Genomic DNA, 18360 nt, shown 5'->3' on the forward strand with positions numbered 1-18360 from the left:
AGGTCAGTACCGGTCGCGCGCCCGCACCCGCAGTCCCGAGGCGATCAGGCGGCGCACCAGTTCGTGGCCGTCCACGGGCCGGGCGCCCGCCTGGACCAGCCGCGCGTGCGACTCCTCCGGGACGTCGTAATGGTCCAGATCGAACGCGCGACGAGGGATGCCGTTGGCCTGGGCGAACGCGTGCAGCTCGTCCAGCGAGCGGTCGCTGACCAGGTGCGACCACAGTCGTCCGTGCGCGGGCCAGCGCGGGTCGTCGATCAGGATCGTCACCCGATCGATCCTACGGGCGCCGCCCGCGGGGTGCTTTTGCCAGGGGGCGCGGCATCCGGTAAAGTAGATCCTTGGTGCGCCCCGTCGTGCCGCCGTCAAGGCGTGCGTCGACCGGCGCGGCCGTCGGCCGGCCGTGAAGCACCGTGACTTCATCTTTCCCAAGAGCGCTGCTCGCAAGAGAGCAGAGTCTCGAAAAGAGCAGAGTCTCGAAAGACAACCGGAGCCGTGCGCTCCCAGACGAAACAGGTGTGAAGTGGTTTACGCAGTTGTGCGCGCCGGTGGCCGGCAGGAGAAGGTCGAGGTCGGCACCATCGTCGTCCTCGACCGCCAGAAGGCCAAGATCGGCGAGACCCTCGAACTGCCCGCCGTGCTCCTGGTCGACGGCGACGCCGTCACCAGCGACACCGCGAAGCTCGCGAAGGTGACCGTGACCGCTGAGGTGCTCGGCGAGGAGCGCGGCCCGAAGATCGTGATCCAGAAGTTCAAGAACAAGACCGGCTACAAGAAGCGCCAGGGGCACCGTCAGGACCTCACGCGCGTCAAGGTCACCGGAATCAAGTAAGGCCAGAGGAGACGCACAGATGGCACACAAGAAGGGCGCAAGCTCCACCCGCAACGGCCGCGACTCCAACGCCCAGCGCCTCGGCGTGAAGCGCTTCGGCGGTCAGGCCGTGGGCGCCGGCGAGATCATCGTCCGCCAGCGCGGCACCCATTTCCACCCCGGCGTGAACGTCGGCCGCGGCGGTGACGACACGCTGTTCGCGCTGTCGGCCGGCGCCGTCCAGTTCGGCACCAAGGGCGGCCGCAAGGTCGTCAACATCGTCGCTGCCGCGGAGTGATCCCGGCCGCATGCGGCATCATGACGAGGGGCGGGCTTCGGCTCGCCCCTCGTCGCATATCCCCGACACTTCAGGAGCGTCATGGTCACCTTCGTCGATCGAGTGACGCTGTTCCTGCGCGCAGGCAGCGGCGGGAACGGGTGCGTCTCGGTCCGCCGTGAGAAGTTCAAGCCGCTGGCCGGTCCGGACGGCGGCAACGGCGGCAACGGCGGGGATGTCGTCCTGGTCGCCGACCCCCAGGTGACGACGCTGCTGTCGTACCACCACTCGCCGCACCGCTCCGGCGGCAACGGCGGGTTCGGCATGGGCGATGACCGGTCCGGCGCGCTGGGCGAATCGGTCGAACTCCCCGTTCCGGTGGGCACCGTGGTCCGTGACGAGGACGGCGAGGTCCTGGTCGACATGATCGAGCCGGGGATGCGCTTCGTGGCCGCTCCGGGCGGGCGCGGCGGCCTCGGCAACGCGGCGCTGGCCACCGCCAAGCGCAAGGCGCCCGGATTCGCGCTGCTGGGCACGCCCGGCTGGGAGGGCCAGGTCGTCCTCGAGCTGAAGACCGTGGCCGACGTGGCGCTCGTGGGCTTCCCCTCGGCGGGCAAGTCCAGTCTCATCGCCGCGGTCTCGGCCGCACGGCCGAAGATCGCCGACTACCCGTTCACCACCCTCCACCCGAACCTCGGAGTCGTGCAGGCCGGTGACATCCGCTTCACGATCGCGGACGTGCCGGGACTGATCGAGGGTGCGAGCGAGGGCAAGGGGCTCGGGCTGGAGTTCCTCCGCCACGTCGAGCGGTGCACCGCACTGGTGCACGTGCTGGACTGCGCGACCCTGGAGGCCGGGCGCGACCCGCTCACCGACCTCGAGGTCATCCGCGCCGAACTTGCCGCCTATCCCGTCCCGGAGGGGCAGGTGCCGCTGCCTGGACCGGCCGCAGGTGGTCGTGCTGAACAAGATCGACGTTCCCGACGCCAAGGACCTGGCCGAGCTCGTCCGCCCCGAGCTCGAGGCGGGCGGTTACCGCGTGTTCGAGATCTCCACCGTGAGCCACGAAGGCCTGCGCCAGCTCAGCTTCGCACTCGGCGAGATCATCGCCGCCCATCGCGCCGAGGCGGCCTCGCAGCCGGCGCCCCCGCGCGTGGTGATCCGCCCGCAGGGGTCCGAGCGCGAGTTCGAGGTGCGCGTCGAAGGCGGCACCTACGGGCCGCTGTACCGGGTGCTGGGCGCCAAGCCCGAGCGCTGGGTCGCGCAGACCGACTTCCAGAACGAGGAGGCGGTGGGATTCCTCGCCGACCGACTCGACAAGCTGGGCGTCGAGGACGCGCTGTACCGTGCCGGCGCCGTCCCGGGCGCGGCCGTGGTGATCGGCAAGGGCGACGGTGTGGTCTTCGACTGGGAGCCGTCCCTGTCGTCGACCGCCGAGCTGATGACGGCTCCGCGCGGCTCCGATCCGCGTGTCGACCCGAGCTCGCGCCGGACCACCGCGCAGCGGCGTGAGCATTACCACGAGCGGATGGACGCCAAGGCGGCTGCCCGCGCCGAGCTGGAGGCACAGCGCCTGTCCCGTACCGGGGACGAGGAGGACGGGGACGACCGATGACAGCGGTGGATCGGAAGGCGCTGCCGGGTGTGCGGCGCCTCGTCGTGAAGGTCGGCTCGTCATCGGTGAGCGGTGACCGGGCCGGCAGCATCCCCCGCTGGTGTCCGCCCTCGCGGCCGCGCACGCCCGCGGCACCGAGGTCGTGCTCGTCTCATCCGGCGCGATCGCCATCGGGATGCCGTACCTGCGAGCTGGAGACCCGCCCGTCCGACCTGGCGACCCAGCAGGCGGCGGCGGCGGTCGGGCAGAATGTGCTGATCTACCGCTACCAGGCCGCGCTGCGCGAGTTCGGCATCGTGGCCGGCCAGGTGCTGCTGACCGCCGGCGACCTGGAGAACCGCGTGCACCGGTCGAACGCCCGGCGTGCGATGGAGCGCCTGCTCGCGCTTGCGCATCCTGCCCATCGTGAACGAGAACGACACTGTGGCCACGCACGAGATCCGCTTCGGCGACAACGATCGGCTCGCGGCCCTGGTGGCCCGGCTGATCCGCGCCGACGCGCTCGTGCTGCTCAGTGACATCGACTGCCTGTACACGGCGCCCCCGGAACAGCCCTCGGCGCGGCCGATCGAGCGGGTCGCGTTCGGCGAGGATCTGGGCGCCTTCGAGTTCGGCTCGGTCGTGGTCAACAGCGTCGGCACCGGGGGAGCGGCCACCAAGGTCTCGGCGGCCCGGCTGGCCGCGTCATTCGGGATCGGGACGCTGGTCACCAGCGCCGATCTGGTGGCACAGGCGCTGTCCGGCGAGGCGGTGGGCACCTGGTTCGACCCCAATCCCGCGCCCGTGGAATCGACGCTCACCGGCGCCCTGCACCTGGCGTCACAAACGGCCGCGGCCGGGGCCGGCGCATCGCCCGCTGGATAGACTGAGCCGATGACCCCGCCTGCTGCCACCGCCCGCGAGCGGATGCTGCGCGCCCAGGCCGCGTCCCGCTCGGTGGGGCTGCTGGATGACGCTGGGAAGCGGGATGCGCTGCTGGCCGTGGCGGACGCCGTCGAGGCGGCGGCGGACCAGATCGTGGCCGCCAACCGCGAGGATCTCGCCGCCGGTGCGGCCGGCGGCCTCTCCGATGCACTCCAGGACCGCCTGCGGCTGGACGCGGCTCGGGTCGCCGCGCTGGCGGCGGCCGTGCGCGAGGTCGCCGTGCTCCCGGATCCGGTCGGTCGCGTGCTGGACGAGCGGACGCTGCCGGGCGGAGTCCGGCTTGCAGAAGGTGTCGGTGCCGTTCGGGGTGGTCGGTGCGATCTACGAAGCGCGGCCGAACGTGACGGTAGACATCGCCGCGCTCGCGCTTGCGCTCGGGCAACGCGGTGGTCCTCCGCGGCGGCACCGCGGCGCTTGCGCACGAACGCCGCACTCGTGGCGACCATCCGCGACGCGCTGGATGCCGCGGGAGTGGATCCCGAGGCCGTGCAGACCGTCGACGACTTCGGGCGGGACGGGGCGCGCGAGCTGATGCAGGCGCGCGGGATCGTGGACGTGCTGGTGCCCGCGGCAGCGCGGAGCTGATCGAGACGGTCGTGACCGAGTCATCCGTCCCGGTGATCGAGACCGGGGCCGGCGTCGTGCACATCGTCCTGGACGAGACCGCACCGCTGGACTGGGCGCGCGACATCGTCGTGAACGCCAAGGTGCAGCGGCCGAGCGTGTGCAACGCCGTCGAGACGGTGCTCGTGCATCGGGCCGCCGCACCGCGACTGGTCGGCCCGGTCGTGACCGCGCTGCAGGAATCCGGTGTCACCGTGCACGGCGACGCGGACGTCGCGGCCCTCGCATCCGATGTCGTGCCGGCCGATGAGGCCGATTGGGCTCAGGAGCACCTGAGCCTGGACCTGTCGATGCGGGTGGTCGACGATCTGGATGCCGCGCTCGCGCACATCCGCCGGTACTCGACACACCACACCGAGTCGATCATCACCATGGACGACGCGAACGCCGAGCGCTTCCTCGCCGAGGTCGATTCGGCGGTGGTGATGGCGAACGCCTCGACCCGGTTCACCGACGGCGGCGAGTTCGGGTTCGGCGCCGAGGTCGGCATCTCGACGCAGAAGCTGCATGCCCGCGGGCCGATGGGACTGGCGGAGCTGACCAGCACCAAGTGGCTCGCGCGCGGTGCCGGGCAGGTCCGCGGCTGAGCGCCTAGACTGGGGTGCGGTGCGCGCGCCGCCGTGGCTGTGCACCCTGCTGACCGTGTGGATGCTGCCCACCCCGTGAACGGAGTCCCGATGACCTTCGCCTCGTTGATCGCCCTCGCTGCCGAAGAGGCCGAGCATTCCGGCAACGTCATGCTCGAGACCGTCTGGTACCCGATCGTGGCGCTCGTGGTGTTCGCCTTCCTCGGCCTGGTCACCCTGTCGTACAAGAACGTGTCCAACCGGCACGCGCACAAGGCGGCGGCCTACGCCGAGGAGCACGCGGCAGACCTGCAGCAGACAGGACACGGCCACTAGGCCCACGCATGTCGGCGACGCGAGCGCTCCGCATCGGGGTGATGGGCGGCACTTTCGACCCGATCCACAACGGACACCTGGTCGCGGCATCCGAGGTCGCCGAGTCGTTCGGGCTGGACGAGGTCGTGTTCGTGCCCACCGGCCGCCCCTGGCAGAAGCACGAGGTCAGCCCGAGCGAGCACCGGTACCTGATGACCGTGATCGCCACGGCATCCAACCCGCAGTTCACCGTGAGCCGGGTCGACATCGACCGCAGCGGTCCGACGTACACGATCGACACCCTGCGGGAGCTGCAGACGCAGCGCCCCGGTGCCGAGCTGTTCTTCATCTCGGGCGCCGACGCCGTAGCGCAAATTCTCAGTTGGAGGGACCATGATGAGTTGTGGGATCTCGCCCATTTCGTCGCGGTCTCAAGGCCTGGACATGTCCTGAACACGGACGGCCTCCCGAGCAGCGGCGTGAGCCAATTGGAGATCCCCGCGTTGGCGATCTCATCGACGGACTGTCGAGAGCGCGTGCGCGAGGGCCATCCCGTGTGGTACCTCGTGCCCGACGGGGTCGTCCAGTACATTGCGAAGTATCATCTTTATCGGAGCAAGGCATGAGCACACCCGATCAGCCGAGCACCCCGCCGCTGACTCGAAAGGCTGCGTGAGCCTGCGGAACACCGGCGCGACCCCGGTGGTCGTACCCAACGGCGACCCCGAGGCGGCCGAGCCGCAGTCGGCCCCAGCGGCGACGCCGGAGACACCGGTCGCACCGGCGCCTCTGCCGCGTGCCGCCGTTCCGGTCGACGTGCACACGGCGCCCGTCCCGGATGCCGCCGTCGACCTCGGCGCCTCGCCGCTGACCCGGCGCCAGGCGCGCCAGCAGGAGCGCATCCGCACGGCATCCGTGCCGGTCATCACGCCTGATGTGTCCGCCTCGGCGGCATCGGTGCCGAGCGCCGTCACGGTGATCGACCCGTCGCCGGCGACGCCGGACGAGAAGACGGCGCCCGAGGCGAACGACCCCGCCGCCGAGCCGGAGGTCGCCGGACAGGCTGCACCTGTCGAGGACGCGGCGCCGGCGACGGATGCCGCGACCGACGCGCTTGCGCGAGCTGAACGCCGAGCCCGACGAGGATGTCCGGCCGGACGAGTCGCCCGCGGCGGCGGCGGAGCAGGCGCCTGAGCCCATCGCCGAGGAGCGGGCGGTTCTGAATCCGATGTTCGGGGCCGGGCTGCTGGCCGGCAAGGCCGACAAGGCCGAGTCGGCGTCGTCGTTCGAACAGCTGCTGGGCCGGGATGTCGACACCACCGGATCCGTGTCCGCGCCCAGCGCGCTGATCATGTCGCACGCGTCGGCCGCCCCGCTGGTCGGACCGATCGGCGGGACCGGCGAGGTGCTGGTCACCGGCACATTCGCGCTGCCCGAGGGCCTCGGCTCGACCGGCCACGCGCTCGGGACCGCCGACGGCCGCGAGATCGACGCCGTACTGGTCGACGGCGAGCTGCCCGCGCACTCCTCGCCCACGCCGATCGCGGCCAGCGCCGCGGTCAGCACGATCAAGACGAGCCAGGACATCATCCAGCCGCCCACGCCGGAGAAGAGCGGCAGGCTGATGCTGACACTGGCGATCACGGCCGGGGTGCTCGCCCTGGCTCTGGTGGGAGTGCTCGTGTACGCGCTGGCGTCGGGGGTCATCTCGTGACCGCGACCGATCAGGCGCGAGAGATGCTGGCCATCGCCGCACGCGCCGCGCAGGACACCGGCGGCGAGGACCTGGTCGCGCTGGACGTGTCCGAGCCGCTGCCGCTGGTCGACATCTTCCTGGTGGTCTCGGGTCGCAGCGAGCGCAATGTCGCGGCGATCGCGGATGCCGTGGAGGACCAGCTGCTGGAGGCCGGTCACAAGCGCCTGCGGCGCGAAGGCCGGCACGAAGCACGATGGGTGCTCATCGACTTCGGCGACCTCGTCGTGCACGTCTTCCACGAGCAGGAGCGGGTGTACTACGGACTGGAGCGGCTCTGGAAGGACTGCCCCACGGTGCCGATCGAGCAGGCGGAGCCTGCCCGCGCGGAGTGACCGGGTCGATTTCTCTCCGTCTGCCGGATGTAGTAATCTGAACGGGTTGCCCCGGCGGTTCCGGGGCCGAGTTCGGGCCTGTGGCGCAAGCTGGTAGCGCACCTGCATGGCATGCAGGGGGTCAGGGGTTCGAGTCCCCTCAGGTCCACCAAAAGTATCTTACGGGAACACGCGACATCGGAAGATGTGACGGGTTCCCGTTTGACGTTTCCGAGCTTGCGTGCCGCTCCGGCTGAGGTCAGGAGTCGATCGACTCTCACCGAGACCGTACATGCCACGCCGCCGACATGATCGCCTCACATCAGGTTGGTGACCACTTCATCAGAGCCGGGCGTCGATCTACCGCCTGTCGACATACGGCGCTCCCGGACATGCCCGGGGGCGTCAGCGCGCGGTGTCGACGGGGGCGAAGATGGTGCGCACCGTAGCCGCGATGACCGCCTCCGCGTCGATGTGCGCGTGCCGCCCGATCACATGCAGGAACAGGCCCTCGAAGCAGGTCGCGATCAACTGCACGCCGAGCAGCGGATCCGGCGCGCCGAGTGCCACGAGGGCGGGCAGGATCGAGCGCTCGATGCCGACCCTGCCCGCAGCGAGCGCGGACCGCACTGCCGCGTCATGGCCCCCTTCGACGATCAGCGCGAGCCGCGCGGTCGTCATCGTGCGCGACGGGCCGACCAGGTAGCGGAAGAGCGCCGTCAGTGACTCGGCGAACTCATCGGGGGTGCTCGCTGCGAAGCCGGTGGCGATCTCGGGCAGTTCGCTCGCGACCATGTACTCGCAGACACCGAGCAGGAGCGCTTCACGCGTGCGGAAGACGTTCGAGGTGGACCCCCGCGGGAACCCGGCGCGTTCGTCCACGCGCAGATGGGTCAGCGCGCGGATGCCGCCGCTGGCCAGCAGATCGATCGCTGCGGAGATCGCGCGGTCTCGATGACTCGTCATGGAACTACTCTACTATGACCGCAGTGACGAAACACTATGGCCGTAGTATTATGGGTCCATGTCACCCATCGCGCTCCTGGCAGGACTCGTACTCGTCTTCCTCGCGACCACGGCCATCCTCGGCGTGGCATCCCTCGCGGCCTGGCGGCGTCACCGCACTGCGGACTTTCCCACGAAGAAGGTCACAGCCCACGTCACGTTGCAGGGCATGAGCATCGTGCTCTGGATCGTCTTCCTCGTAACGATGCAGCCGTGGATCGCCTGGGCCGCGTTTGCCGTCATCACGGCAGGTCAGGTCTTCGGCGACCTCCTCATGTTCGCGAGCTACCGCGCGCGGCACCGCATCGCCAAGGCCGGCAGTTACGGTGCGGTAGTGAAAGACGTACTCGGATTCAGGCGCCCTCTTCCCGCGCTCCACGCGATCATCGGAGCCCTCGGATGGTTCACCATGCTCACCGTCTGCATCCTGGCAACGCTCGCGTAGCGGTGGTCTCGGCGCGGTCAACGTCGGGACACCAGCTATGGAAACCCCACCTACCGCATCAGATTGGAGATACTCATGAACCTCTTGGTCACCCCCGTACTGGTCGTTCTCATCGGACTCTTCGTCCGGTCACGGCTGATCGCGACGCTGCTCTATCTCGTGATCGAGGCGATCCTCTTCACGTTCCAGACGCTCGCCGTGCTCCTGGGCTGGATGGCAGGAGAAGGCGGTTTCGGCGGAGCCACTGAACAAGGCGCTTTCGGGCCCGCCCCCACAGGCTTCCCGCTGAAGTTCGATGAAGGAGAGTTCTGGGCCTACGGCCTCGTCAACCTTGGGATCATGACGATCGGAGTGGCGATTGTCGTGCTGATCGTCACCCTCCGCAATCGCAGCCGGGCGAAGAAGAACGCCGTCACCGTGAACTGAGGGACCAGGTGTCAACGTCGGTCGAAGATTGACGCCTTTTCGTCGTTGAATATTGACCTCCCGCCCCACAAATCGAAGTTCTGATCGAGCTGAGCCATCTCCCATGAGATTCGATCGGATGCGCTTGCCGCGGAGCACGGCGAACGCATCGTCAGGTTCGTGCCCATCGGAGCTACTGAGTCGGTAGAGATCACCTGCACCGCACAGACGCTGTTGCACTCACCTGGTGGGCAGATCGTCTAGGCCGCAGACGACTGGTCAGTCTTCCGGAGTGCGGCAGAGATGACGGCGATCAGCGTACCCGCGGCAACGCCGATCACGGTCTCGAGCGCCCGGTCGCGAAGTAGCACGTCCGCGGGCGTCGGCGCCGCGAGTTCCACCATGAGCAGCGCGAGTGGCGTGACGAAGATCATCGCGATGCCGTAGTTGCGCCCGACGAACATCTCTGCGCCGACCTGACACACGACGGCGACGGCGATGACGGCCACGGGCGGAAGGTGCAGAGCGAGGATGCCGGCAGCCACCAGCACTCCCAGCAGCGTTCCGACAAGGCGTTGCAGTCCGCGGATCAGTCGTGCATTCACACGAGCGCCACTGACCGCCGCCACTGCACCGACCATTGCCCAGTACCAGTGGGAGTCCAGCAGCGCGAACCCGATCACACCCGCGAGCATCGCGGCGGCCCCAACGGTGACCGCCATCTCCCACGCGATGTTTCCCACCCGCCGGGGCGATATGCCCGGTGTTGCCGTCGGTATGGAGCGCGCGGCGGCGACGACGGTCACCAGCAGTGCGAACATGACGCTCGCTCCTCCGACGATGATGACGTTGAGGAAACTCATGGCGGATGCGGGGATGCTGGCCGTCGCGCCGGTCGCGAACACCACGAAAAGCGATCCGGGCGGATGCCACCGCATCGCGTAGGCGACCAGGGTGATCAGTGACGCGACTGCGGACACCGCGACCACCGACACCAGTGCCGGTGCCCCGACGACGGAGAGCCCGGTGCCCGCGAGCATCGCGCCGAGCAGAACACCACCGGCGCTTGCCTGCATGCGCACGCGGTCCGCGAAACCGTCGTTGCGGCCGTACAGAGCGGCGAACGCTCCGAAGCTCGCATAGATGCTGAGGTCGAGCCGCCCGACCGCCCACAGAATCAGTAAGGGCACGCCGACGCTCACGGCCGCCCGCAACGCAACCCGGTGATCGCCGCGGGAAGGGACGATCCGAAACACCCCCGTCCACACACGCCCCCCGGAACTCGCCACACCTCAAGCGTAGAGAAGGAATCGCAACGTCGATCGCAGACGCCCGTGCCATGGCCAACAGGCCGCCTGGTGCCATCGTCATCGACACAGCACACGCACGCCAGACCAGGTTGCGGAGCCGCGGCTGTTCATCGCCGTCGTCCTGGATTACGCTGAGCAGGCGCCGCGCGCGAGTGCGACGCGCCTCTGTCGCGCGTGTACCCGATACGGCGACGAATCTGGGGAGAACGATCACGAACGGCATGCGAGAGCCCGGGCGCCCGAGCCTGTGGCAGCGGCGATTGATCCGCGTCGCCGCGTCACTCGTCGCGGTCGCCACCGTGACGGCGGGCTGGTATCACGTGTCAGTGCAGCCGGAGCCCCCCGTGGCACAGGTCGCCGTCGGCGCCCCGCAGGCCGACGCGGCCGTTGCCGATGCCGTCACCGAGTGGCCGACCGTCACGATCCCGACTCCGGATGCGTCCGACGCACACCTGCTGATCTTCGGGGAGCGCGAGAATTCGCCCAAGCCGGTGGTGCTGTGGATCCACGGCGGGGGGTACGTCTCCGGGTCGGCGGCGAGACTCGCGCCGTTCACTCGCCGGCTCGCCGGCCAGGGCTACATCGTGGCGAGCCTCGACTATTCGCTCGCGCCCGAGTCGCGGCATCCGGTTCCCGTTCGGCAGGCGAATGCCGCCCTCGGGTTCATCCGTGACCACATCGCCGAGTATGGTGGCGACCCGCAGCGCGTCTTCGTCGGCGGCGACTCCGCCGGTGCGCAGATCGCGAGTGAACTGGCCGTCGTCGTCACGAACCCCGTGTTCGCCGGCGTCCTCGCGCTCGAGCCGTCGCTCCACAGCGCGAGCCTGCGGGGAGTCATCCTCTACTGCGGTCTGTTCGACATGAGCACCGTCGCAGCCACCCGCTTCCCGCACCTGCAGCGCTACATGTCCTCGTACACCGGGTACGACGACTGGGAGCGCGCGCCCTTCATCGCTCAGCTGTCGACGACGGTGCAGGCCAGCGCGGCGTATCCGCCGACGTTCCTGACGGTCGGCGACGCGGATCCGTTCGAGTCCCAGTCGAAGGAGCTCGCCCGTGAGCTTGCGCTCTCGAGGCGTCGTGACCGACGTGCTGTTCTGGAAGGACGGTGGACTGAAGCACGAATACCAGTTCTTGTCGAGCCTGCCGCAAGCCCGCACCGCTCTCGAGCGCACCGTCGCCTTCATCGAGGCGCACAGCGACTGACCGTGGGGTGACTGCGACCGGCTGTTCGCGGATTTGCCGGTCCCGTTGGCGCTCCGATCTCGCAGCTCCGGTCGCCGCCGGCCGCCCTGGCCGTCGAGGGTGCTCTAACCCGTGATGCGGGGGAATGACCAGGTGCCGTCGAGGATCTCCGGGCGCGGCCGGTACAGGCGCACGAGGTAGTTCCATCCGTCGGTGATGGGGATGGCGTTGGGGACGTCCGGCGGATAGTCGCCGAACCGCACTGTCGTGGAGCCGTCGGCGTCCTTGACACCGGTCACGCTGTTGACGGTGTAGGCGTCGCGGGGATTGGCCTCGAAGAATCCCTGAGCGTTGTAGACCGAGATGGACCAGAAGCCGTCCACCGGGACATCGCCGACGGTGAGCTCGTAGCGTCCGAGGGGCAGGCGAGGGTCGACGCCGATGTAGGAGGCCTCCGAGGTGGGAAGCCCACCCCAGCCGGCGGCGGTGCCGATGAGATGCCGTACCGGCTCGACCTCGTCTTCGGTCCCGAACATGCGATCGAAGCCGGTGAGGTTGCGGGCCAGCGCCAGCAGAGCATCCCGCGTCTCATCCAGGGATGTCTTGTCATAGTCGGGATACTCGAAGGCCGCGGCGGATTCGCCCGTCAGCCCGATCTCATCCTGGATCGCCGCAACCGCGGTGACGTCCGCCGGATCGACGGGATCCACGAGGGTACGCACCGCGACGACGACGTGGTCGCTGCCGAGTTCGTCCGCAGTGAGGTCGTAGGCGCCCGGTTCGTGGAAGATCGCCCGGACGAAGTGGTCCTGGTTGACGACCATCGCCGACAGATAGCGGTCATCTTGTTCGGGAAGGGTGAGCTTCGCGCCGGAGCTCACGTCGACGACGGCGAAGCTGTAGAGCGTGTCTCTGTTGAGCCGGATCACGGCCTGATCGTCGATCGCGGCGGGCGCTCGGTTGTGCACGAACAGGTTCACGCCGCCTGCACTCTGCTGCAGGTCGTGAAACATCCGATCCGTCTCGGCGCGGGTGAAGTTGTCGGTGTTCACGAGGATGACCACACGCTGATCATGGCAGGCCGCCGACCGGAACGCGAGAACAGCGGCCGCGGTTGACCTGCAGACAGGTCGGACGCCATCATGAACGAGCCGGCCGCGCACGCAGCGGACCGAGAGTTGTCATCTCATCGCGCCGCAGATCAGAGGGTCAGAATGCCGGACACCACCTGCCATATGTCCATCTCGCTCGACGGCTTCGTCGCCGGTCCGAGCCAGAGCCGCGAGCATCCGCTCGGCCGGCGTGGACAGGAACTGCACCGCTGGCATCTCGGCGACGAGCGCGCCAACGACGCGGATGACAGCGCGGGCGGATGGCTGATGCGCCCGCGGGGCGCGTACGTGATGGGCCGCAACATGTTCGGCCCGATCCGCGAGGAGTGGGACGAGGACTGGCGCGGTTGGTGGGGACCGGAGCCGCCCTACCACGCACCGGTCTTCGTCCTCACACATCATGCGCACGATCCGATCGAGATGGACGGCGGAACGACCTTCTTCTTCGTCACCGACGGCTTCGATGCCGCTTATGCGCGCGCGCAGGAGGCGGCGGGCGACGACGGTGTGGACATCGCGGGTGGCGCCTCCACCGTGCGCCAGGCGCTCGCCGCCGGTGTCGTGGACGAGCTGACGCTCGACGTCGCCCCCGTCCTGCTCGGCTCCGGTGAGCGCATCTTCGACGGCATCACCTCGTTCGGTTTCGAGCCCGTCGAGGTGCTGCATTCGCCGCTGGCCACCCACATCCGCTACCGTCGGGCTGCCACGTCGTCGGTCGGGCCGTCAGCGTGACCGCTGGTGTTCGAAGCCGTCGAGGAGCCAGTTCAGTCCGTCGGTGAACAGACGGTCGTCGGCGGGCGCATCCGATCCGTTCTTCCAGAGGGTCGCGAATCCGATGACATAGACGTCGATGGCGGTGGCGAGGGTCTCTGCCCGTCGGCCCTCCACGCCCGCGCCCGACAGCACGGCGAGGGTTTGGTTCGTGTGCGTGAGCATGTTGGGGCCGGGCGTGTCCGACTGCAGGCTCGCCGCGACGATCCAGGGATGTCTCGTGCCGATCTGAATCGTTCGCCGTGCGATCGCGAACAACGCCTCTCGCCAGTTGTCCGGAATGTCCTCGAGGACGATTTCACTCATGACGTTGTCGAGCATCCGGGAGATGAGATCGTCTTTGCTCGTGATGAAGGAATAGAGGCTCATCGGGCGGGCGCGCAGCGCTGCGGCGACGCTGCGGATGGACACGGATTCCAACCCGTCGTGGTCGGCGATGTGCACGGACGCAGCGACGATGGATTCGAGGCTGAGCGGTGCCCGCTCCACGCTGTGATCGGACGTCATGGCCTCACGATACAGCGTATCCACCATCTTCCCGGCCATCAATCGGTGCGCTCGTCAAGGGGCATGGGCGCCCGTGCTCTGCGAGTGGCGCCAGCACGAAGGAACAAGACGGCAGACACGGACGCGTCGAACGCGGAGCGCATCGATTCCAGGGCGACGTTGACCATCGTGGCATCCATCTGAACCGCGAAGGTGCCGACGATGACCGCGATGGCCAGCTTGATCAGGGTGGGCGTGAGGCGCGTGTCGTCCGCGCGCCCGGTTGAAGCGACAGCCATGATGTTCCCTTGCCGAGGGTCGTGCGATACGGTGTATCGCATGCGACGACTTACGGTACCACAAGGGCGATACGGTGTATCGCCCTTGTCGGGCGATCTCACAGCAAGCGGCGGGCGTGGCGAGCCGGTGGGCCGGTCCCGGGGGAGCCGGTGAGCGTGCGGCACCCGTGGGCACGGTTTCTGGCCCTGCTGATCGACTGGGTGTGCATCCTCGCCTGGGTGGCGGTGACGGCAGCGGTGGGGATTCCGCTATACCTGACGGGCGCGATCGGGCCGGTGTCCCCGTTCGCGTTGAATGTGATCGCGGGAGCCGTGATGGTCGTCCCGGTCACGATCGCCCTGGCGGCGTTGGAGTCCACCGCTGGACACGCCTCCCTCGGAAAGCGAGTCATGGGGCTCGTCGTGGTCCGTGCGGGAGGCGACGCACCCGTCCGATTCCCTCGTGCCCTCGGGCGCACCGCGCTCAAGATCGCGCTCCCATGGACGCTCGGACACGCCGCAGTGATCGGACTCTCCGCGTCGAGCGCATCCGACTCCGTGCCCGCGCCCATCGCAGTGCTGACGGCGGCCGCGTATGTCCTGCCGATCGCCTACATCGTCTCGCTGTTCCTCGGCAGCGGGCGGACACCCTACGACCGGATCTGCGCCACGAAGGTCATCGCAGCGGCATCGGGACGAAGGACCCCACCACGGTCGCGACGATGACGCGACGGGCCTCCGCGCTTTGAGCGCGGAGGTCTGCTCTCCTCGGCGTGCACGACCTCGCAGTCGGTCCCGGCGCGGGGTGACCGTGTCGTGGGATGTCGGCCCCGGCCGTCAGCCGCTCGTCAGCAGTGCGGCCGTCTCGGTCAGCGTGATCTGCGGCGGATACAGTCCCATCACGTGCACGGCCGCATCGTGGTTCTCGGCGGTCGAGCCGGCGCAGGCGTCGGTGACGACGGTGACGTAGGCGCCGGCATCCGCCGCCGCCAGCGCGGTGGAGATCACACAGCAGTCGGTCGAGACCCCGCACAGGACGAGCCGCGGCGCCGGACCGGTGATGGCGGTCAGCTCGGGGCCCCACTTGCCGAAGGTCGGCCGGTCCACCGTCGGTCGTGCCGTGAGCGAGCGTGCGGCCGGCACCAGCGCATAGAGCGGGTCGTTCTCGGCCTGGTCGGCGAACGGCCACGCGGCGAAGTACGCGCCCCAGCTCGTCGCCCGATCTGCCGTGGGCACCCAGCGGGTGACGATCACCCGATCGCCGTGCGCGGCGGCCAGCTGCCGAATGCGCTCCATCGCGGCCGGGAAGAACGGCGAGCCCCAGGGCGATTGCGTCGAGGCGAAGATCTCCTGTGGATCGATCACCACGAGCCAGGCGGCATCCGCGGTCATACGGCCTCCTGTGCCCGGATCCGACGCGCCGAGGCGAACCAGGTGACCAGGAACGAGAGCACCAGCGCGAAGAAGACGCCGAGGTTGGCGTAGGCCCAGTCGCCGCCGCGCCCGCCGATCAGGAACAGGAAGTAGCCCTGCCAGTTGTTCCAGGCGGCCTCGTCGGCGAAGTTGTTCACCACGAAGCCCCAGCCGATGACGGATGCCACGACCATCGTGATGATCGCGGTCCAGTTCCACGAGCCGTAGCGACCCTTCGGATCGAACAGCGCCTCCTCGTCATAGTCCTTGCGACGACGCAGGATGTCGGCGATCAGAATGCCCGCCCACGACGCGAGCGGCACGCCGAGCGTGATCAGGAAGCTCTGGAACGGGCCGAGGAAGCCCTGCGCGAAGAACACCACCCAGATGGTGCCCAGAGTCAGGATCACGCCGTCGATGGCCGCCGCCGAGGGGCGGGGGATGCGGATGCCCAGGCTCAGCAGGGTCAGGCCGGACGAGTAGATGCCCAGCACCGCCCCCGAGACCAGCGCCAGGATCGCGGTGATCAGGAAGGGGACGAGCACCCAGACCGGAAGGATCTGCGCGAGCGCACCGATCGGGTCGTTGCCGATCGCGGTGGCCAGATCGGCATCCGATCCGCCCAGCAGCAGGCCGAACACCACGAGGATCACCGGGGCGATCGACCCGCCGAACGTGTTCCACCCGATGATGGCGCCGTCCGACGCCGTGCGCTTCTGATAGCGCGACCAGTCGGCGGCGATGTTGATCCACCCCAGCCCGAAGCCGGTCATCACCATGACCAGCGCGCCGATGACCTGGCCGATGCTGCCGTTCGGAAGGGTCATCACGGCGCCCAGGTCGATGTGCGGGATCGCCAGGATGATGTACAGGATCGTGACGAGGCCGGTGATCCAGGTGAGCACCGACTGCAGCTTCATGATCGTGTGGTAGCCGAGGACGGATGCCGTCACGATCAGCGCGGCGACCACGACGAGCGCGATCAGCTTGACCGCCACCCCGCCGTCGCCGCCGAGCTGGGTGATGATCGTGGCGGTGGCCAGCACCGCCATGATCGCCAGGAACGTCTCCCACCCGATCGAGGTGAGCCACGAGACGATGCCGGGCACCTTCTGCCCGTGCACGCCGAACGCCGAGCGCGACAGCACCATCGTCGGCGCCGAGCCCCGCTTGCCGGCGATCGCGATCAGCCCGCAGAGGAAGAACGAGACGACGATCCCGATCACCGATACGAGGGTGGCCTGCCAGAACGAGATCCCGAAGCCGAGAACGAACGACCCGTACGACATGCCGAACACCGAGACGTTCGCGGCGAACCAGGGCCAGAACAGGTCGCGCGGCTTGGCCGTTCGCTGCGACTCGGGGATGATCTCGATCCCCGTGCGCTCGATCAGGGTCGAAGCGGGCAGGGACTCGTCGGTCGGAGCGGACACGGGGCCTCCTCGGTGGCGCGGCCGTCAGGGCGATCGGATGCCCCCATCCTGGCACCACGCAGCCCACAGCGGGCCGCATCCGGCGTGGTTGCATCCGCAGCGACGACGGAGCACGCTGGGAGGACCGAGGAGGGGCCATGAGCGCGAGACGCGCCGGAGCGATCACAGGAGCCGTCGCGCTGGCGGCGATGCTGACGGTCGCGCTGATGGGCTGCGCGCCGACCGTCCAGCCCACGGCATCCGCACCCACGGCGTCCCGCCCCGCCCCGACCGGGTCGACCTCATCCGGATCAGCGGTGCAGACCCTGGCCGCACCGACGACCCTGGCCGAGGACCTGGACGCACCCTGGTCGGTCGTCCCCCTCGCAGACGGCGGGGCGTTGATCTCGCAGCGGGGCGACGGCCGCATCCTCGAGCTGACCGCCGCCGGACGGACCCGCGAGGTCGGCACCGTGCCCGGCGTGGTCGCCTCCGGCGAGGGCGGCCTGAACGGCATCGCGCTGTGGACCGGCGACGGGACGTGGCTGTACGCCTACCACGCCGCCGCGCACGACAACCGCGTGGTGCGGATGCCGATGGTCGGCGATGCCGGCTCGTATCGGCTGGGCGCGCCCGAGACCGTGCTGAGCGGCATCCGCAAGGCGTCCTTCCACAACGGCGGCCGACTCGCGTTCGGTCCGGACGGAGACCTGTACGTCACCACCGGCGACGCCGGCGAATCCAACGACGCGCAGGATACGGGCAGCCGCAACGGCAAGATCCTGCGCATCACGCCCACCGGCGACCCGGCACCGGGCAACCCGTTCGGCAACGATGTGTACAGCTACGGCCATCGGAACGTCCAGGGCATCGCCTGGACGGCGGACGGGACGATGTGGGCCAGCGAATTCGGGCAGAACACGTGGGACGAGCTGAATGTGATCGTCCCCGGCGGGAACTACGGCTGGCCGGTGGTCGAGGGCATCGCCGGCGACGACCGGTTCCGCGATCCGATCGCCCAGTGGCCGACCAGCCAGGCCAGCCCCAGCGGCCTGGCCGCCCTCGGCGACACGCTCTACCTCGCCTGCCTGCGCGGCGAGCGCCTGTGGCAGGTGCGCACCTCCGGCGACACGATGATCGGCGAACCGGTCGCACTGCTGTCGGGGCACGGGCGCCTGCGGGACGTCGTGGTGGCACCGGACCAGAGCCTGTGGGTGCTCACCAACAACACCGACGGCCGCGGCAGCCCGCGTGCCGGCGACGACCACCTGCTGCGGGTCGCGGTGCGGCAGGAGGCCGCGGGGTAGCGTGGCGACATGACGACGCTCGGACGCGGCAG

At 69.1% G+C, this 18360-nt stretch carries 21 protein-coding genes, 1 tRNA gene and 3 pseudogenes; 17 read left to right on the plus strand and 8 right to left on the minus strand.

Features of this window, described 5'->3' with window-relative positions:
* Window positions 1–3: 3 nt before the first annotated feature.
* The gene (locus L2X98_RS18715) at window positions 4–270 is read right to left on the minus strand and encodes a DUF4031 domain-containing protein (RefSeq protein WP_259611862.1); all 267 of its coding nucleotides are present in this window, start codon (window positions 268–270) and stop codon (window positions 4–6) included.
* 253 nt (window positions 271–523) lie between these two features.
* Between L2X98_RS18715 and rplU the strand changes: the two genes are divergently transcribed.
* From rplU to L2X98_RS18770, 11 genes and pseudogenes are all read left to right on the plus strand, one after another.
* Window positions 524–832 (plus strand): 50S ribosomal protein L21, encoded by a 309-nt coding sequence (rplU, locus tag L2X98_RS18720; protein ID WP_259611863.1) that lies wholly within the window; start codon window positions 524–526, stop codon window positions 830–832.
* 19 nt (window positions 833–851) lie between these two features.
* Window positions 852–1109: a 50S ribosomal protein L27 gene (gene rpmA, locus L2X98_RS18725; RefSeq protein ID WP_259611864.1), complete on the plus strand. Its 258-nt coding sequence runs from the start codon at window positions 852–854 to the stop codon at window positions 1107–1109.
* A gap of 81 nt (window positions 1110–1190) precedes the next feature.
* Window positions 1191–2703, plus strand: a pseudogene (obgE, locus tag L2X98_RS18730) (GTPase ObgE).
* Window positions 2700–3567: pseudogene (gene proB / locus L2X98_RS18735) on the plus strand (glutamate 5-kinase). The pseudogenes obgE and proB overlap by 4 nt, the downstream one beginning before the upstream one ends.
* 9 nt (window positions 3568–3576) lie before the next feature.
* Window positions 3577–4838: pseudogene (locus L2X98_RS18740) on the plus strand (glutamate-5-semialdehyde dehydrogenase).
* A gap of 90 nt (window positions 4839–4928) precedes the next feature.
* Window positions 4929–5153 (plus strand): hypothetical protein, encoded by a 225-nt coding sequence (locus L2X98_RS18745; RefSeq protein ID WP_259611865.1) that lies wholly within the window; start codon window positions 4929–4931, stop codon window positions 5151–5153.
* An 8-nt stretch (window positions 5154–5161) separates the two neighbouring features.
* Complete coding sequence (nadD, locus tag L2X98_RS18750; protein WP_259611866.1) at window positions 5162–5758, plus strand: nicotinate-nucleotide adenylyltransferase; 597 nt, start codon at window positions 5162–5164, stop codon at window positions 5756–5758.
* Window positions 5759–5804: 46 nt separating this feature from the next.
* Complete coding sequence (locus L2X98_RS18755) at window positions 5805–6326, plus strand: hypothetical protein (protein ID WP_259611867.1); 522 nt, start codon at window positions 5805–5807, stop codon at window positions 6324–6326.
* The gene (locus tag L2X98_RS18760) at window positions 6247–6846 is read left to right on the plus strand and encodes a hypothetical protein (RefSeq protein ID WP_259611868.1); all 600 of its coding nucleotides are present in this window, start codon (window positions 6247–6249) and stop codon (window positions 6844–6846) included. Before L2X98_RS18755 ends, L2X98_RS18760 begins: the two co-directional genes overlap by 80 nt.
* Window positions 6843–7220: a ribosome silencing factor gene (gene rsfS, locus L2X98_RS18765; protein ID WP_259611869.1), complete on the plus strand. Its 378-nt coding sequence runs from the start codon at window positions 6843–6845 to the stop codon at window positions 7218–7220. Before L2X98_RS18760 ends, rsfS begins: the two co-directional genes overlap by 4 nt.
* Window positions 7221–7294: 74 nt before the next feature.
* A tRNA-Ala gene (locus L2X98_RS18770) sits at window positions 7295–7371 on the plus strand.
* A 233-nt stretch (window positions 7372–7604) separates the two neighbouring features.
* Here L2X98_RS18770 and L2X98_RS18775 read toward each other — a convergent pair.
* On the minus strand, window positions 7605–8165 hold the full coding sequence (locus L2X98_RS18775) for a TetR/AcrR family transcriptional regulator (RefSeq protein ID WP_259611870.1): 561 nt from the start codon (window positions 8163–8165) through the stop codon (window positions 7605–7607).
* 58 nt (window positions 8166–8223) lie between these two features.
* Here L2X98_RS18775 and L2X98_RS18780 point away from each other — a divergent pair, with 58 nt between their 5' ends.
* Window positions 8224–8649, plus strand: a complete 426-nt coding sequence (locus L2X98_RS18780; protein ID WP_259611871.1) for a hypothetical protein — start codon at window positions 8224–8226, stop codon at window positions 8647–8649.
* A 75-nt stretch (window positions 8650–8724) separates the two neighbouring features.
* Window positions 8725–9075, plus strand: coding sequence for a hypothetical protein (locus L2X98_RS18785; RefSeq protein WP_259611872.1), 351 nt, complete (start codon window positions 8725–8727; stop codon window positions 9073–9075).
* 239 nt (window positions 9076–9314) lie between these two features.
* Here the strand turns inward: L2X98_RS18785 and L2X98_RS18790 are convergent, their stop codons facing one another.
* A complete protein-coding gene (locus L2X98_RS18790) occupies window positions 9315–10256 on the minus strand; it encodes an FUSC family protein (protein WP_259611873.1) in 942 nt (313 codons plus the stop codon).
* 452 nt (window positions 10257–10708) lie between these two features.
* Between L2X98_RS18790 and L2X98_RS18795 the strand changes: the two genes are divergently transcribed.
* Window positions 10709–11581 (plus strand): alpha/beta hydrolase, encoded by an 873-nt coding sequence (locus L2X98_RS18795; protein ID WP_259611874.1) that lies wholly within the window; start codon window positions 10709–10711, stop codon window positions 11579–11581.
* A 93-nt stretch (window positions 11582–11674) separates the two neighbouring features.
* Here the strand turns inward: L2X98_RS18795 and L2X98_RS18800 are convergent, their stop codons facing one another.
* On the minus strand, window positions 11675–12613 hold the full coding sequence (locus tag L2X98_RS18800; RefSeq protein ID WP_259611875.1) for a DUF1214 domain-containing protein: 939 nt from the start codon (window positions 12611–12613) through the stop codon (window positions 11675–11677).
* Window positions 12614–12763: 150 nt separating this feature from the next.
* Between L2X98_RS18800 and L2X98_RS18805 the strand changes: the two genes are divergently transcribed.
* Complete coding sequence (locus tag L2X98_RS18805) at window positions 12764–13393, plus strand: dihydrofolate reductase family protein (RefSeq protein WP_259611876.1); 630 nt, start codon at window positions 12764–12766, stop codon at window positions 13391–13393.
* Here L2X98_RS18805 and L2X98_RS18810 read toward each other — a convergent pair.
* Together L2X98_RS18810 and L2X98_RS18815 are read right to left on the minus strand one after the other, a co-directional pair.
* Complete coding sequence (locus tag L2X98_RS18810; protein ID WP_259611877.1) at window positions 13385–13966, minus strand: TetR/AcrR family transcriptional regulator; 582 nt, start codon at window positions 13964–13966, stop codon at window positions 13385–13387. The genes L2X98_RS18805 and L2X98_RS18810 overlap by 9 nt on opposite strands.
* An 11-nt stretch (window positions 13967–13977) precedes the next feature.
* Complete coding sequence (locus L2X98_RS18815) at window positions 13978–14217, minus strand: hypothetical protein (RefSeq protein ID WP_259611878.1); 240 nt, start codon at window positions 14215–14217, stop codon at window positions 13978–13980.
* 150 nt (window positions 14218–14367) lie between these two features.
* Here L2X98_RS18815 and L2X98_RS18820 point away from each other — a divergent pair, with 150 nt between their 5' ends.
* Entirely contained in the window at window positions 14368–14922 is a 555-nt protein-coding gene (locus L2X98_RS18820; RefSeq protein WP_259611879.1) for an RDD family protein, read from the plus strand.
* Window positions 14923–15033: 111 nt separating this feature from the next.
* On the opposite strand, the gene L2X98_RS18825 is transcribed toward L2X98_RS18820, so the two are convergent.
* Window positions 15034–15588, minus strand: a complete 555-nt coding sequence (locus tag L2X98_RS18825) for a cysteine hydrolase family protein (protein WP_259611880.1) — start codon at window positions 15586–15588, stop codon at window positions 15034–15036.
* Window positions 15585–17042: a purine-cytosine permease family protein gene (locus L2X98_RS18830; RefSeq protein WP_259611881.1), complete on the minus strand. Its 1458-nt coding sequence runs from the start codon at window positions 17040–17042 to the stop codon at window positions 15585–15587. The genes L2X98_RS18825 and L2X98_RS18830 overlap by 4 nt, the downstream gene beginning before the upstream one ends.
* Before the next feature lie 137 nt (window positions 17043–17179).
* Between L2X98_RS18830 and L2X98_RS18835 the strand changes: the two genes are divergently transcribed.
* Complete coding sequence (locus tag L2X98_RS18835) at window positions 17180–18328, plus strand: PQQ-dependent sugar dehydrogenase (protein ID WP_259611882.1); 1149 nt, start codon at window positions 17180–17182, stop codon at window positions 18326–18328.
* Window positions 18329–18360 lie beyond the last annotated feature (32 nt).

This window comes from Microbacterium elymi, assembly GCF_021582895.2.
Classification (GTDB): Bacteria; Actinomycetota; Actinomycetes; order Actinomycetales; family Microbacteriaceae; genus Microbacterium; species Microbacterium humicola.